This window comes from Streptococcus suis, from assembly GCF_019856455.1.
Lineage (GTDB): Bacteria > Bacillota > Bacilli > Lactobacillales > Streptococcaceae > Streptococcus > Streptococcus suis_AE.
Genome location: NZ_CP082205.1, coordinates 282,081 through 298,226 on the forward strand (window position 1 = coordinate 282,081; position 16,146 = coordinate 298,226).

Consider the following 16,146-nt stretch of genomic DNA (forward strand, 5'->3'; position numbering starts at 1 on the left):
TGTTTTTTATTATGTTAATTGGGCTCAAAGACTCTAGAAATCAGAAATGAAAAGGGATACAATTAAGACAAGGAGGAAAATATGGTTGATAATCGTACCATGGCGATTCTGATGGAATTGTTTGCGACTCGAAAAGAAAGTTTGTACGAACTTAGTATTCAAACAGGAATTGAAAAGGAGCAGCTACATTCTAATTTGGAACTAGTCAATCAATTGTTGCAAGAACATTCCTTCCCGCAGATACAATACAAAGATAGCGAGTTTGTTATTTCTACGGAGCTTTACAATCAAAAAGAAAGTGTATTTTCGCTCTTTCGCAATCGCCAGATCTATCTTTCGCAAGAAGAAAGACAGCTTCTTATCTATCTTTATACCTTTATCCGAAAAGAATTTGTATCAAACGTTCACTACCAAGAATTATTGAGTGTGAGCCGTAACACAACATTGACGGATATTAAGAATGTAAAGGAACTTTGCTTGGACTTTCAAGTACGCTTGGAATATACGAGGGCGAAAGGCTATCATCTAATTGGTCGAGAAGAAGATAAACATCGCTTGGCGCTTTATGCACTCAGTAATTGTTTGCAGTCTTCGATTGGTGTGTGGGCTTTGGATTATATTCTTAAATCTTGGGGTGAGGAAAATCCTATTGAAGAATTGAAAATAGTGAGTCAACAAGCTTGCAATTATTATAAAGTCTCAGCTTTAGAAGAGAGATTGGATGAATATTTGTATTTTTTGATATTTTTATTTATCCGTCAGGCGCGTGTTGGCAACCTTATTAACTGGAATTTTGAAGGAAAGGTAGGGTTTGTAAAAGATTTTCTGCAACGACTTTGGAAATTATTACGTTTAAAAAGTACTAGCACATTAGAATTAAATGCTGCGACACAAGAGTATCTGTCACATTTACTGCAAGGATGCTTAGAAGGTGAGAGCAGAGAAAAGGATGATTTATTTTACCACTTGACTGTAGAAATAGTGGAAGAGATGGAACGTTTGTCCTTAATTGCTTTTGAACATCGCTCGGAAATGATTGAAGGTTTGCAACGTCACCTAATTCCTGCTTACTACCGTTTAACATCTCGTTTGGTAAATGTCAATTCATATACTGAAACCATCAAAGAAGAGCATGCTGACTTGTTCTATCTTGTAAAAAAAGCTTTGCGACCTTTGGAAGAGCATCTAGGTTTTACTATACCAGATAGTGAGGTATCTTATTTTGTCATCCACTTTGGTGGCTACATCGAAGCAGGTCAACAACGTTCATATCGTTATCGGGCCTTGGTTGTTTGCCCAAATGGAGTGAGCTCTTCGCTGATTGTAAAAGAAAATCTACGGCAACTATTTCCTAATATCTATTTTGCCGATACCCATTCCTTACAGGATTGGAAGATGCTAGACATGACAGACTATGACATGGTATTTGGAACTATCAAGCTGAATATAGAGCTACCATTTTTCTTGGTATCCCAGCTGATGACCTCTAATCATAAAAAAGAATTATTTCATTTGGTTAATCAGCATTTCCCAAATGCGGCTTATTTTCCGATTGAGATTGAGCAGTTATTATCACTTGTTGGGAAACATGCAACCATTCATCAGGAGCAGGCTTTAAAATATGAATTGGTGCAGTTTCTCAATCAGCGCTCCCATGAGCAAAGGGGAAGGAGTCCTATGTTAGAAGAATTGATTACAAAAGAGACCTTTCAATGGTCTGAGGAAGTTTTAGACTGGCAAAAAGCAGTTGCCCTGGCTGCACGACCTCTGGCAGATAAAGGAGCTATAGAAACTCTATATATTGATGCTATGATAGCGAAGGTAGAAGAGTTTGGTCCTTTTATTGACCTAGGTAAAGGAATTGCGATTCCACATGCACGACCAGAAGATGGGGTTAATGAGGTAGGGATGTCAATGTTGGTATTGGATAAGCCAGTTTATCTATTGGATGACCCTAGTCATGAAATTCGGCTGTTCATTTGTATTGCAGCCGTGGATAATCAAACCCATCTCAGAGCACTCTCGCATTTGACAAAAATTTTGCGAGAAGAAGAAAATATTCAACAACTTGTCGGCGCCAAAGAATTTGCCGACGTACAACATTTATTAAAGGAGGAACAGTAATATGTTACGAATTGGAACAGCCTGTGGTTCAGGTTTAGGCTCTAGCTTTATGGTTCAAATGAATATTGAATCCATTTTGCGAGATTTAGGTGTATCAGATGTTCATGTGGAGCATTATGATCTAGGTGGTGCCAATCCGAGTGAAGCAGATGTGTGGATTGTCGGACGTGACCTGGCTGATTCTGCAACTCATTTAGGAGATGTTCGAATATTGAATAGTATTATTGATATGAATGAGTTGAGGGAACTTGTCACGGCTATCTGTCAAGAAAAAGGTTTGGTTTAAATTGTATACACAGGGGATGACCCGCAAAGATAAAATTATAAAGGAGACAGAAAATGATATTGGATTTTCTCATTGATATTGCTAAAACTCCGGCAATTCTGGTGGCTCTCATTGCTATTCTAGGTTTAGCCTTACAGAAAAAGCCCGCAGCAGATTTAATTAAGGGGGGCTTGAAAACTTTTGTTGGTTTTATTGTTGTTGGTGGCGGAGCGAATATTATTGTTGGCTCGCTTGAGCCATTTGGTCAAATGTTTGAACAAGCTTTCAACTTGAAAGGGGTTGTTCCAAATAATGAAGCTATTGTAGCGATGGCTTTGGATAAGTATGGAACTGCTACATCCTTGATTATGTTGCTTGGAATGGTCTTCAATATTGCTATTGCTCGCTTTACACGCTTTAAATATATTTTCTTGACAGGACACCACACACTATATATGGCCTGTATGATTGCAGTTATCATGAGTGTTGCAGGATTCACTTCTGTCGGCCTAATTGTGATGGGTGGGTTGGCTTTAGGTCTGATTATGACACTCTCCCCAGCCTTCGTTCAAAAATACATGATTCAATTGACAGGAAATGATCATGTCGCCCTAGGTCACTTCAGTGCACTTGGTTACTGGTTGAGTGGTGTAGTAGGCGGTTTGGTCGGTGATAAGTCTAAGTCTACTGAGGATATTAATTTCCCTAAAGGTTTGGCATTCTTGCGTGATTCAACTGTCAGCATTGCCATTTCTATGTACTTGATTTACATGATTGTGGCTTTGTTTGCAGGCGGTGATTATATTAAGGAAAACCTTAGTGGTGGTACTGACAGTATGATTTATGCCTTGACCCTAGGTGGAACTTTTGCAGCAGGTGTTTTTGTTATCTTATCCGGTGTACGCTTAATTTTGGCGGAAATTGTTCCAGCCTTCAAAGGAATTTCAGAGAAGTTGGTTCCGAATTCCAAACCAGCCCTAGACTGTCCAGTTGTTTATCCTTATGCACCAAACGCCGTGTTGATTGGCTTTATCTCTAGTTTTGCAGGTGGTATTGTCAGCATGATTATTCTTGCCTTGACTGGCGGTGTCGTTATCCTTCCAGGTGTCGTACCACATTTCTTCTGCGGAGCTACTGCAGGGGTTATGGGGAATGCCTCAGGTGGTGTTCGTGGCGCAGTTTGTGGTGCTTTTATGCAAGGGGTTCTCATTAGTTTCTTACCTGTATTCTTACTTCCTGTTTTGGGAGACCTTGGTTTTGCAGGTTCAACATTCTCAGATGCAGATTTTGGTCTATCAGGTATTTTCTTGGGAATTCTTGCTAAAAATGGCGGTATTTTCACAGTTTCTGTTGGTATCTTTGCTGTCTTGGCCTTGATGCTTGGATTGTCATTGGTGAAAAAAGAACAGAAAGAAGGATAATATGACTAGTGGTACAGCTGATTTGAAACGATTTGCCAAAGAAATTCGCTACCATACCTTGGCGACTTTGAATCAATTAGGATTTGGTCATTATGGTGGTAGCTTATCAATCGTAGAAGTGTTGGCTGCTCTATATGGAGAAATTCTGGACATTCGTGTCCAGAATTTCTCTTCTAAGGAGCGAGATCACTTTATTCTGTCCAAGGGGCATGCAGGTCCAGCACTTTATAGTACGTTGTATTTGAAAGGATTCTTTGATAGAGATTTTCTCTTGTCGCTAAATCAAAATGGAACACATTTGCCTTCACACCCTGACCGAAACTTAACGCCAGGGGTGGATATGACAACAGGTTCGTTGGGGCAAGGGATGAGTGTCGCTACTGGGGTAGCATACGGTAAGAAAATTGAACAGTCCCCATACTATACCTACACATTGGTAGGGGACGGGGAATTGAATGAAGGTCAATGCTGGGAAGCAGCTCAGTTTGCAGCCCACCACGAACTATCGAAACTGATTTTGTTTGTGGATGACAATAAAAAACAACTAGACGGTCGTACCCATGATATTTGCCAAACCTTTGATTTTGTTGAAAAATTTCAGGCTTTTGGTTGGGAATCAGTGCGTGTGAATGGTGCCGATATAGATGCTATTATAAATGCTATTCTAACAATGAAGTCAAGTAAGTCTCCACAACCAAAATGTATCGTTCTTGATACTACTAAGGGGCAGGGAGTCACCTTCTTAGAAGAATTAGAAAGCAATCACCATTTGCGTTTGTCGGGTCAATTACGGGAAGATTTAGAGCAAGTAACACTTGTTTTAGCGAGAGAGTTGGAGGTGACGGAATGAGACAGACAAAGGAGATGCGACTGGTTTATAGTGATTTTCTAGCTCAGGTAGGGCAGGAAGACACAACCATAGCAGCTATTGAAGCAGATTTATCCAGTTCAATGGCTACCAACAAATTGTCCTCTGTTCTGGGTGGACGCTATGTCAATGTAGGTATCATGGAGCAGGAAATGGTAGGGGTAGCAGCTGGATTATCTCTTCTAGGATACAAGCCATACATTCATACCTTCGGACCATTTGCTAGTCGTAGAGTCTATGATCAGGTGTTTATCTCTCTAGCTTATGCCCAGCTTAATGCCACGGTCATTGGTTCCGATGCGGGAGTATCAGCTGAGATGAATGGTGGGACTCACATGCCGTTTGAGGAGCTGGGCTTAATGCGGCTCATTCCAAAAGCGCGTGTTTATGAGGTCAGTGACGATGTCCAGTTTCAAGCTGTTCTTAAAGAAACCATCAAGGTAGACGGGTTGAAGTACATTCGTACCATTCGGAAAGCGCCAACGGCTATTTATCAAGGTGGAGAAGATTTTAGCAAAGGCTACTGTGTCCTTAGGCAAGGGGAGGATATGACCTTGCTTGCGAGTGGTATTATGGTAGAGCAGGCATTAAAGGCGGCGGATCAGTTAGAGGCTCAAGGAGTATCTGTTCAAGTCATTGATCTTTTTCGTATCAAACCAATTCATGAAGACATACCAGCTCTATTATCAGGAAGGCCAGTATTAACTGTAGAAAATCATAATCGAATTGGCGGCCTAGGTAGTAGCATTTGTGAATTAATGGCTACGGATCTGACAACCCCAGTACATCGAATTGGTATTGAGGAATCTTTTGGTCAAGTTGGGCAACAGGTCTATTTGATGGATGTTTATGGACTGACAGCAGAGCATATTGTTAAACAAGCACAATCAATGTTACAACAATAGTGAGATAGTGATTCGTATTTTATGTAGCCTTTCGATTTACTTTGGCTTGGAAATAGTAGAGCAAATCAAAAGTAAGAAATCAAGCTCCACTTAGGAACTTGATTTTTTCTTATTCTCTACCCATTCTTCTCTTAAAATTCCATATTTGATAGAATCATGATAATGCCCTTGCCAGTATCGAACCTTGCGGATATGGGCTTCTTTGGTCATGCCTAATTTTTCAGCGGTTCTCATCATGCCCTTGTTGCCAGACCAAGTAGTGAGCCCGATGTGTTCTAATTCTGTAAATTGCTGGAAAATGCTATCAATCCAGAGCCCAAGGGCTGCGGTACCATATCCTTTTCCCCAGACCTTATCGTCATAGATTTCAATCCCGATTTCGAGCCAGCGTGTTGGCTGGCACTCCCAGTAATAGCTCACAAATCCGATAGGCAGCTGATCCACTAAGATTGCTCTGACACAATCTTTTTGTAACCACTGGTAGAGTTCAAGTGCTTGAAAATCTTCAAAAGCGGCACAGGCCTGGTAGTCATCAAAATAGGGAGCTGCAAATTCCTTCCAGCGAGGTGCGGCTTCACGATGGCCAATCTTCCAAAGTGTATGCAAATAATCTTCAGTCATCGGTGCAATTCTAATCATGAGAACCCCCTTTATTTTTCTAGTCTAGCATATTTGATGAAGGCTTGCAATTCCTGTCAGAATATGGGACACTAGAATCATGAAAAAGATACAACGTGAATTTCAAAAAATATATTACAACTTAGACAAGATTCTTTTGCTCTTTTTTACCCTGTTTACCTTTATGGAATTTGTTTGGATACCGCTCAATTCATGGATTTCTGAGGGACTCTTAGCTATGACAGGGCATGCCTACCTTTCACCGACGAATTTGTTGTTGGTGTTTGCTGAAAATCCGCTCGTAACAGGCTTGTTTATTCTCCTCTTTTTTGTCAACATTGCCATTGCCTATCTAGAATTAGCTCTATTGTTCACAGGGGTTTGGCAACTGTTGGATGAAAAAGTCAAGCACCTCCCCGACTATTTACGGGATGTACGAGATAGTATGGTGGCGATTATCCGTCACAGCAGCCTACCAAAGGTTTTATTTCTGCTCTTTTACTCAGTTATTCTTCTCCCGTCTTTACGACGGGTATTAAATATCTATTATTTTAATAAAATCGTAGTACCCCAATTTATCGTAGATTACCTATCCAACACAGTCTGGCTAGGAATATTGATTTTGTTCTTTCTCCTCTTGCTCTTCTGGCTCGCATCACGCTTTATGTACGCTCTGCCGAACATTTACTTTGAACACAGGAGTGTGAAGGCGTCCATCGCTTATTCTTGGAAAAAGACCAAGGGAAGAAAACAAGTCAGTTCCTTTTTTCGTCTGATTTGGCTGGTCACTTTTCCAGTCCTCCTATTCACAGGAATAGGGATATTGCTCTATCTAGTACAGCTAGTGGCTGAACCTTATCTACCAGACACAGGTCCTTCATATTGGCTGGCAGTTGTTTGTTATGCAATCCTAAAATTAGCCTACTACGGAGTAGTTGCGCTCTTTATGATGGGATTTGTAAGTCTCTTAACAGGGAAACAATTGCCAAACTACCGCCGTAAACGCCTCCGTCATCGCCTGCGATTGGCAATTTTGCTAGTATCTAGTCTGGTATTCGGTACCCAAGGAGCGCTTGCACTCTACTATCCCTTCGATACCCTGCCAGTCACCATTTCCCATCGCGGTGTTGACAATGGCAATGCTGTCCAGAACTCTATCGAGGCCCTAGAGAAAACCTCTCAGCTCAAGCCAGATTATATTGAGATGGATGTTCAGGAGACGAAGGATGGTCAGTTTATTGTCATGCATGATACGGATTTATTGGCTTTGACGGGCAATCCCGGAGGTACACATGACTATACTCTTGCAGAGTTGACAGGGATGACTGCATCAGAAAACGGCATGGCAGCTCCAGTTCCTTCTTTTGATGAATATCTTGAAAAAGCGGATGAGCTGGGACAGAAATTATTGGTAGAAATTAAAGTGACCAAGGCAGATTCGCCAAAACTCACCCAGAATTTCTTAAAAAAATACGGTCAACGTTTGATTGCCAAAGGACACCAGATGCAATCATTAGACTACCGTACTATTATCGAAATAAAGCAGTATAGCGAGAAATTAGTATCTTTCTTTATTCTTCCGTTCAACTCTATCTATCCGACGACGGTTGCTGACGGCTATACTATGGAGTATACCTCGCTTGATCAAAACTTTATGGTAAAATCTTGGATTCGTGGGAAGTCAGTTTATGCTTGGACACCGAATGAAGAAGAGAGTATGACCAAGATGTTGCTGCTACAAGTGGATGGTATCATCACTGACAATATGACCGAGCTTCAAATTCTGATGGAGGAAATGAAAGAGAATCGACGTTATTCAGACCTCTTTTTCCTGCAATTTCAGTCTTTGATTTATAATTTTGAATAAACAAAGAGACGCGAGGGCCTAGCCCAATCGCGTCTTTTTTCTGTACTTAAAATGGTGATTTACCAGCAAAGGCCCCCAATTTTTTCTGAGTTGCCTCGTCAACTTTTGTAAGTGCAGCGTTGACTGCTTGGATTGTCATTTCTTGCAAGGTTTCAAGGTCGTCTGCATCCACAACATCAGCCTTGAAGTCGATAGAAACCAATTTCTTATCTCCAGTAAAAGTAGCAGTAACCAAGTCCTGTACAGAGCTACCAGTAAATTGAGTAGCAGCCAACTCAGCTTGGCTCTTCTCCATTTGTTTTTGAAGTTTTTGAGCTTGGCGCATCATGTTTTGCATATTCATCATAAGATTTTTAAGATTCCTTTCCTATCAAGGGTTTAGACCCTCTGGTTAAATTTTCGTTGCCTTATTTTGCCTTATTGTTAAAAATTTTCAAAGGCAGAGGCGTAGTAAATATTATAACATGTTTTATGTAGATAATGCTACCTTCTTAAAATAAGTTATAGTCAGCAATATCGGATATAAATTTGACATATTAATCTATTTCAAATTGACTTTGTAAGCACTTTCTTGTATAATATAAGAAAAACTGGTTATAACCATAAAAACAAGGAGGAGCTATGTTCCGTTTAGCAAAAGAAGAATTAGAAAAATTGGGGGCTATTATTACGGCGACCGAAATTTACCAACAGCCTGGCTTGTGGAAAGAGGCTCATCAACTCTATCTTGACCAGCTTGAGAAGATTGAGGGCTTCTTGAAGGCTATCAAGGAAAAACATGATTTTGTTCACGTTGTTTTTACAGGTGCAGGGACTTCTGATTTTGTTGGGCAAAGTATTGCCAACTACCTCAACCAAGTCAATGACTTGAAACACATTCGTTTTTCTGCCATTGGTACAGTGGAGCTGGTTAGTCGTCCACATGACTATTTACAGGCAGATGTGCCAACGGTTTTGGTATCCTTTGCCCGTTCAGGAAATTCACCAGAAAGTGTGGCAGCAGTTGAGGTCGCTAAGCAATTGGTAGATAAATTGTATCAAGTGACCATTACCTGTGCATCAGAAGGTAAGCTGGCACTAGCGGCTGAAGGGGATGCGGACAATCTCTTGCTCTTGCAACCGGCCGGATCAAACGATAAGGGCTTTGCCATGACAGGTTCTTACAGCTGTATGGCTCTGACAGCCCTCCTCGTCTTCTCGCCAGCCAGTCAAGAAGAAAAAGCTGCTTGGGTTGAGACCATTGCCCGTCTGGGTCAAGATGTTTTGGACCGTGAAGACTACGTGCAAGACTTGATTAACCTTGATTTTGAGCGAGTGATTTACCTCGGTTCAGGTGGTTTCTATGGTCTTGCCCACGAAGCTCAGTTGAAAATTCTGGAATTGACAGCAGGCAAAATTGCGACCATGTACGAGTCACCACTCGGTTTCCGTCATGGACCAAAATCCTTCATCAATGAAAAGACCTTGATTTTCCTCTTTGCCTCAAACGATGCCTACACTCGTCAATATGATGTGGACTTGCTCAATGAAGTCCATGGTGATGGCATAGCAGAGCGGATAGTGGCATTGTCGGCTGACAAGCTAGCAGATACAGAGGCAGCTAACTTTGTCTTGGCAGAAGGCGGAGCAGATCTGCCAGATGTTTTCCTAACCTTCCCTTACATCATCTTTGCCCAAACGGTATCTATTATGGCAGCCATTAAGTGCAACAACTTGCCAGATACACCATCACCAACAGGCACCGTAAACCGTGTGGTGCAGGGTGTGATTATACATCCACTAGAAAAATAGTTACATGTATTCAATGATGAAGAAGCAGAGCTATTCGGTAGAGTTTTAACACATAAAAAACACATCCAACCACCTGAGTATCGTGGTATAATATAGTATATAATAAAATATAATATATTTAGGGATGGTAGAAATGGAAACTGCAAATAAAAAATTCAGATATAGTATTCGTAAATTTAAAGTCGGCGTAGGCTCGGTGCTAATTGCTACTTGCCTACTTGGGGCGGGAGTCTCGACACCAACCGCTTTTGCGGCGACAGAGACTTCAACAGCTACAGAGACTACAAAAACACCTCTTCAACACCTCAAAGAACTTGTGGAAGAGCTAAAAATGGACTTGGAAGAATTGAAGAAGGTTCCTGAATATGATAGTTCTAAATACTCATTTCAAAAATACTTGTGGGACGATAATTTAAAATATGGAAAGGGTCAAATGGATCTTGCTTCTACTTTGAAGGAGGAAGATTCCAAAATTCCAAATATTGAAGGTTTAGTTGACTTTAGAAACCATATTAAGTTGGAACGTTTGACGCGTCAGGTTGCCCAGTATCGTATAAAATACCCTGACAATGAAGAAATTGAAAACGAGTATAAGGTACATTTGGAGCAAAGAGATGATGCTAATTATGCTAGTCAGATTGGAAGTAACCTGGAAAATTATACTCAAGAAGCAGAACAAGCGTTTGAAAGGATTAAAGAGATAGTTAAAAAGCTAGAGCCAAAAGCTGAAGAGCCGGCTCCAGTACCAGAAGCTCCAACACCAAAAGAAGAGCCGGCTCCAGCTCCAAAAGAGGAAGAGGCTCCGGCCCCAACACCAATTCCAGACACTCCAAAAGAGGAAGAAACACCAGCTCCAAAAGAGGAGGACACTCCGGCACCGAAAGTAGAAGAGGAAACACAGGAGCCGAAAACAGAAGAGAAGGCACCAGAGACGAAAGAAGAAACTCCGACACCGGACGCAGTCCCAGCTCCGAAAGAGGACGAAGTTCCAGTTCCAGCACCGGAAGCAGAAGCGCCAAAAGCCGAGGAAGAAATTCCGGCACCAATGCCAGAGGCTCCGGCTCCAAAAGAGGAAGACACTCCGGCACCGAAAGTAGAAGAGGAAACACAGGAGCCGAAAGCAGAAGAGAAGGCACCAGCGCCGAAAGAAGAAACACCAGTCCCAACTCCGGACGCAGCACCAACACCAATTCCAGAAACTCCAAAGGCAGAGGAAGAGGTTCCAACTCCGGCTCCAGTCCCGGAAACTCCAATGGACCAACCGAAAATGGAAGAACCGAAAGCGGAAATGCCAGCACCAACACCAATTCCAGAAACTCCAAAGGCAGAGGAAGAGGTTCCGACTCCAGCCCCAGTCCCGGAAACTCCAATGGACCAACCGAAAATGGAAGAACCAAAATCGGAAATGCCAGCACCGGCACCAAAAGAGGATGAAGTTCCGGCACCAATGCCAGACACTCCAATGGACAAACCGAAAACTGATAAAGTAGAGTCTGACAAACAGATGCCAGAGGCTAAGCAACCAGAAATGAAGCAGCCGAAAGCAGAAGACATGCCGAAGGAGGAAATGCCAAAGGCGGAGCAACCAAAAGCGGAAGACTCTGCACCTAAGACAGCAGTTCCAGAAGTCGCACCAAAAACAGCGGAAAAACCAAAGCTAGACTTCGCAACAAAAGAACGCAAGGTAGAAGAAGCTCTCCCTATCAAAGAAGAAATCAGATATGATGCAAGCCTAGCACTTGGCAAATCATACCTTCTTCAAGAAGGAAAAGCAGGTAAAAAAGTATCTGTTTATCAAGATGTCATAGTTGATGGTAAAGTTGTCGCAACCAACCTATTATCAGAAACTGTTGTTGAAGGTCAAAATCGTATCCTTGTAAAAGGTAGCTTGGAAATGAAGAAAGAAGAAGTAAAAACAACTCCTTCAGTACAATCAAATCCAACAATGAGTCAGAAGGGTGCACCTTCTGCAAACAAAGCAACCCTACCTGCAACAGGTGAACAACGCAATAACCTAGCCTTAGTAGGCCTTGGTTTAGCTGGAATTAGCTTAGCAGTAGTCGCTACAGCTATAAACAAAAAATCTAAAGATCAAATCTAAACCATTATGAAATAATAAAGAGGCAGGGCGGAAACGCCCAATGTCATTAAGTTAAGCATTTAAACAATTAAAGGAACTATTCCCGTCGATGACCAAACGGGAATAGTTTTTGTATTTAGGGCGCACAAAAAGGAGGTTTTTTAACCCTATTTTTCAACTATTATGTTACTCTATAAGTGAAGCTTACAGGTGCCTTGCTTCTTATCTTTCTTTGGAACGTTCGATTGGGTCGGGTGATGGATAAATGTTTGGCAATGTAGGTTTCCAATTGGAAGGCAGTGAGTTCAGCTCTAAGAAATTTTCGACAGGCATAAACAGCGTCTGAAAAACAAATTTTATAAGTCTGTTTTAACTTTGATGTTTTAATAGCAACGTGTGAGGTTAGCCATTTACAAACATTAAAATTGATAAAGCGAGCGTAGATTTCTTGGAGAATCCCTTCCTTCTTTTTTGCATGAAAATGAGTTAGACCGATACTGTATTTTAGGTCACGAAAACTGGTCTCTATGCCCCATCTGTAGGCATAGAGATCTTTTAATTTTTCTGGAGAATAATCGGTATTTGTCACCAAAGTTTCAAAGAAACCTGGCTTGATTTCGAGACGCACCATTCGAAAATGAAGTTCGTAAAACTGGGCTGGATCACTTTTTCGGCTAGAGCTTGGTAGAAAGTCAAAGGGTGTGTGATTAGGTAAACAGCGATAGTGATTAGGAAAATTGTGATACTGTTGTTTCATCTCATTGGTCTGTTTCCGACAGATGTTTAGGTCAAATGCCTCATCAAAACAAGGTGTGTCAGGGAGGTTAAATCCTGATTTCATAGAATGATTCCCGTCACGAATACGAATAATATAGGACCAATTTCTTTCTTGGCAGTGAGCCATGACATTGTAGGATTCATACCCCCTATCCATTATTACCAGAGCTTGTTTGAAAGAAGAGTTCTTCATCATGTCAATAAAAGCCGCACGTTCATCAACCTCTCGATTATCTTGGATCCGTAAATCATGATATATCTCTTGTTCAAGATTGTAGAGAGCATTGATATGAATAAGATTGTAAGGAGTGTGATGTGGTCCAGTTTGAAAAGAGGTCGTTTTATCAAAACGATTTCTTGGTAGAATCACATCACTGCCATCAACAGCCAGGATAGGGAGATTATCAGAGATTGGAATTTTAGAAGTAATATCCCTAAAAAGTGTTTTAAAAGCTTGGTGTTTAATCTGATACCGTCGTTGAACAAAGGCAGATTGGGTAACTGGTAAATGTAAGTCAAGTAACTCTTTAGATAAGGTATTGCCTCCCATGGTCAGTATGGCTTGAATCATGGTTTTCATAGTTAGCTGACTTTGCCGACTAAAATCTTTTTCAGGATGAAGCACAAACTGATTGGCACTAGAAACGATGTCGTTAATACTATCAAGTAAATGAGCTTTAATCTGATCTAGCATGACTTTCCCCTTTTATTTTTAGTGTACCATAAAAACTAACCCACCACAAAACGTGATAGGTTAGTTAACTTAATGACATTGCGGAAACGCCCAGCCTCTTTTTAGAACTGAAAATCAATATTATACTCTTCGAAACTCAAAATCAGACGTTGTTGACTTGATTTGATGAGTGTCAAGCTCCAGTGGAGCTTGACAGCCTGCTACCATAAAATAAGAAAGTAGCAGGGGTATATCTGTTCTTGGAGAAATGAACTTCATTCACTTTATCTCCAACCTTCAAAGGTTTCCCAAACCTTTGAAACTAGTCTGATTTTGATTTTCATTGAGTATTAGTGCGGTAAAATTAACTGTGATTGGCTTAAATCAAGGTGGATTTGCCATTGAGAATTATCCCGAACAGTACACTCAAAGTCGGTTGTATAGAGAATCAGCTCTAAGACGTCACCTTTTTTCAGCTGATAAATAGTCGGTTGCAGTTTCCAGCTCACATCCATCCACTGGTCTGGCACCACTTCCTCAATTTTCATCAAGTCAGTACGATTTTGCAGGTTCATAAAGCCCTTGGTCACCAAGCGTTGCGGCATCTCCACATAAGGCAACTCCAGCAGATTTTCTTGGGCATAGTAACGACCGTTGTCTAGACTCAATCTTGCTTTAGGCGCAGGGATTGGGGCTAGGCGTTTTTTATTTCCCTTGTCCAATAGCTGAGCAGATAAGAGGCCCTTGGCTACACTAGAAGATACACGGAGTTTCAGCGTGACTTGTCCGTTGATCAGGATATCCTCCGTTACAGGTAGTTCCATGCTGATTTGATTGGCCTTGCCTGCATAGAGGTCTTGGTGGAAACTTTGATATGCCTTGCCGTAGCGGTCAAAATCTTCTTGGGGATAGTGATTGGAAATGGTCTGGCTTCCAGTTCCCAGTGGCAAGACAGCCTCTTTTTCACCGCCAAAGGTTTCTAAGGTCGTCCAAGTTTGTTCACCGCTGTTGTCCTGCCAGATAACCGTTGGCAGTTGGTAGTTATTCTCGTAGCCAAGCAGTTTCTGACTGAGTAGGGCGTTCATGGACTCACGGAAATCGATAGACTGCCAGTTGTTCATATAAACGTGGGCACCGTTGTGGAAGAAGAGGTGCTTCTTGATGTGACTAGGTAGGGCGTGGAACATATTCCAGACATGGATTGGCTTAACATTCCAGTCCTGTGAGCCGTGGGTAAAGACCACCTCGCACTTGACCTTATCTGCGTGGAGCAGATAATTGCGGTCCTGCCAGTATTGGTTGTAGTCACCGCTGGTGCGATCCAGGGCAGCTCGTTCTGCTGCCAGTCCTTTTTTGTAAGTTTCTTTATTGCGGAGGAAATCCCCTGCTTGTAGACTTTTCGAGTAGGTCAGGGCGGTCAAGCTGTCCAAATCTTCGCCTGGATAGCCGCCAGGGCTGGTCACCAGCCCGTTTTCACGGTAGTAGTCATACCAAGAGGAAATTCCCGCTTCTGCGATGATGACTTCCAACCCGTCCACGCCAGTTGTTGCCAAGGCATTGGACATGGTGCCGAGGTAAGACAGTCCCGTCGTCGCCACCTTACCATTGGCCCAATCGGCCTTGACCTCAAGCGAGCGAGTGTGGTCTGTGTAAGCCTTGGTGCGACCGTTCAGCCAGTCAATCACCGCTTTATAGCCCTCCACCTGCTGGTAGTCGCCAGATGTCATGTAGCCAGTCGAGCCCAGCGTGCCGACACCAGACACATGGAGGCTGGCAAAGCCACGAGCTAGGAAGTAGTCGTTGAGGGAGTAAGAAGTGATGTGGCCCAGTTTTTCGGTAGCAGGGCTGATAGGCAGGTCCCGTTTGTCCAAGTCTAGCTTGGTGATGCTGGTCTGATTGACCTCAATGGTGCCGGCAGGTTTTTGTGCTAATTCACCTTCCATCTTGTGCAAGGCCTTGTCGCTAGCTACATCGTTAACTCCTTGATGATAGGGACTGTTGGTAATGACCGCAGGGATTTTCCCGTTAAAGTGCGGACGGAGAATGGACAGCTTAACAATGTCTGTCTGCCCAGTCCCAGCCGTATCGACAGGCGTTTCGACATAGACCACCTCACGAATGAGGTTTTTGGTTGAAAAGGTCGCTAGCGATTTACCGTTGAAGAAGTGGTAGTGGTTATCTTCTGGAATTAGGTCGTCGCTGACCAGCTGGTCAATCAAGGTATTTCCAGACTTGGTGCGGGTATTGAGGAGCTGGTAGAGATTGTCAATCATATCTCCATAGATGACAGGGAAATTGCTTTTCTCCACGAAGTCCATGACATCTGTATAATCCACACCAGGCACAAAACCCAGCAACTGAAAGGCCACTTGATAAAAAATCTGTTCTGTCAGCTCACGGTCAGACTGGAAGAAGGTCAGTAGGTCTGTGTCCCAGTCTGCAATCATGTTGGATAGGGCAAAGTCGGTGTTGGCTGTCAGGAAATGGCACTTTCTGACAAAGGTTTCTAAATTTGTCTTACTACTTGCATCAGGAATCAGTTGAAATCCTAGAGCATCAAGCTCTTGCAAGTAGACGGAGGTCTCTTTTTTTATAAAAGAAAATTGATTAAAGCGCATAAATTCTCCTCTTTTTTAGGATAATAGTCTATAATAGCTATTATATCTGATAAGCTAGTGTTTGTCTAAAAATTATCCGTATATATAAAGATATTAATGTATAAAACGACGATACAATTAGTTGTAAAATGACGAAATT

The 16,146-nt window shown here is 42.1% G+C and carries 12 protein-coding genes; 8 read left to right on the forward strand and 4 right to left on the reverse strand.

Going from position 1 to position 16,146, the window contains the following annotated elements; translation table 11 throughout:
• Positions 1-81: 81 nt before the first annotated feature.
• Genes K6969_RS01600 through K6969_RS01620 form a run of 5 tightly spaced genes read left to right on the forward strand, consistent with a single transcriptional unit; the run spans position 82 to position 5,583 of the window.
• Positions 82-2,124, forward strand: a complete 2,043-nt coding sequence (locus K6969_RS01600; RefSeq protein WP_171943092.1) for a BglG family transcription antiterminator — start codon at positions 82-84, stop codon at positions 2,122-2,124.
• A gap of 1 nt (position 2,125) precedes the next feature.
• Positions 2,126-2,410, forward strand: coding sequence for a PTS sugar transporter subunit IIB (locus K6969_RS01605; RefSeq protein WP_002935998.1), 285 nt, complete (start codon positions 2,126-2,128; stop codon positions 2,408-2,410).
• Between the two features lie 53 nt (positions 2,411-2,463).
• On the forward strand, positions 2,464-3,810 hold the full coding sequence (locus tag K6969_RS01610) for a PTS ascorbate transporter subunit IIC (protein WP_171943093.1): 1,347 nt from the start codon (positions 2,464-2,466) through the stop codon (positions 3,808-3,810).
• A 1-nt stretch (position 3,811) separates the two neighbouring features.
• Positions 3,812-4,660, forward strand: a complete 849-nt coding sequence (locus tag K6969_RS01615) for a transketolase (protein ID WP_044683669.1) — start codon at positions 3,812-3,814, stop codon at positions 4,658-4,660.
• Positions 4,657-5,583, forward strand: a complete 927-nt coding sequence (locus K6969_RS01620) for a transketolase family protein (protein WP_171943094.1) — start codon at positions 4,657-4,659, stop codon at positions 5,581-5,583. The genes K6969_RS01615 and K6969_RS01620 overlap by 4 nt, the downstream gene beginning before the upstream one ends.
• A 90-nt stretch (positions 5,584-5,673) precedes the next feature.
• Here K6969_RS01620 and K6969_RS01625 read toward each other — a convergent pair whose 3' ends face one another.
• Positions 5,674-6,222 carry a GNAT family N-acetyltransferase gene (locus tag K6969_RS01625; RefSeq protein WP_171943095.1) on the reverse strand — a complete coding sequence of 183 codons (549 nt, stop codon included), beginning with the start codon at positions 6,220-6,222 and terminating at the stop codon, positions 5,674-5,676.
• A 79-nt stretch (positions 6,223-6,301) separates the two neighbouring features.
• Between K6969_RS01625 and K6969_RS01630 the strand changes: the two genes are divergently transcribed.
• Positions 6,302-8,068, forward strand: a complete 1,767-nt coding sequence (locus tag K6969_RS01630; protein WP_171943096.1) for a glycerophosphodiester phosphodiesterase — start codon at positions 6,302-6,304, stop codon at positions 8,066-8,068.
• A 46-nt stretch (positions 8,069-8,114) separates the two neighbouring features.
• Here the strand turns inward: K6969_RS01630 and K6969_RS01635 are convergent, their stop codons facing one another.
• Positions 8,115-8,414, reverse strand: coding sequence for a YbaB/EbfC family nucleoid-associated protein (locus tag K6969_RS01635; protein ID WP_171943097.1), 300 nt, complete (start codon positions 8,412-8,414; stop codon positions 8,115-8,117).
• Between the two features lie 275 nt (positions 8,415-8,689).
• Here K6969_RS01635 and K6969_RS01640 point away from each other — a divergent pair, with 275 nt between their 5' ends.
• Positions 8,690-9,859 (forward strand): SIS domain-containing protein, encoded by a 1,170-nt coding sequence (locus K6969_RS01640; protein ID WP_014635829.1) that lies wholly within the window; start codon positions 8,690-8,692, stop codon positions 9,857-9,859.
• Positions 9,860-9,992: 133 nt separating this feature from the next.
• Positions 9,993-11,960, forward strand: a complete 1,968-nt coding sequence (locus K6969_RS01645; RefSeq protein WP_171943098.1) for a GAG-binding domain-containing protein — start codon at positions 9,993-9,995, stop codon at positions 11,958-11,960.
• Between the two features lie 160 nt (positions 11,961-12,120).
• Here the strand turns inward: K6969_RS01645 and K6969_RS01650 are convergent, their stop codons facing one another.
• Together K6969_RS01650 and K6969_RS01655 are read right to left on the reverse strand one after the other, a co-directional pair.
• Positions 12,121-13,410: an IS4 family transposase gene (locus K6969_RS01650; protein WP_321537443.1), complete on the reverse strand. Its 1,290-nt coding sequence runs from the start codon at positions 13,408-13,410 to the stop codon at positions 12,121-12,123.
• 329 nt (positions 13,411-13,739) lie between these two features.
• On the reverse strand, positions 13,740-16,007 hold the full coding sequence (locus tag K6969_RS01655; RefSeq protein WP_171942943.1) for a Xaa-Pro dipeptidyl-peptidase: 2,268 nt from the start codon (positions 16,005-16,007) through the stop codon (positions 13,740-13,742).
• Positions 16,008-16,146 lie beyond the last annotated feature (139 nt).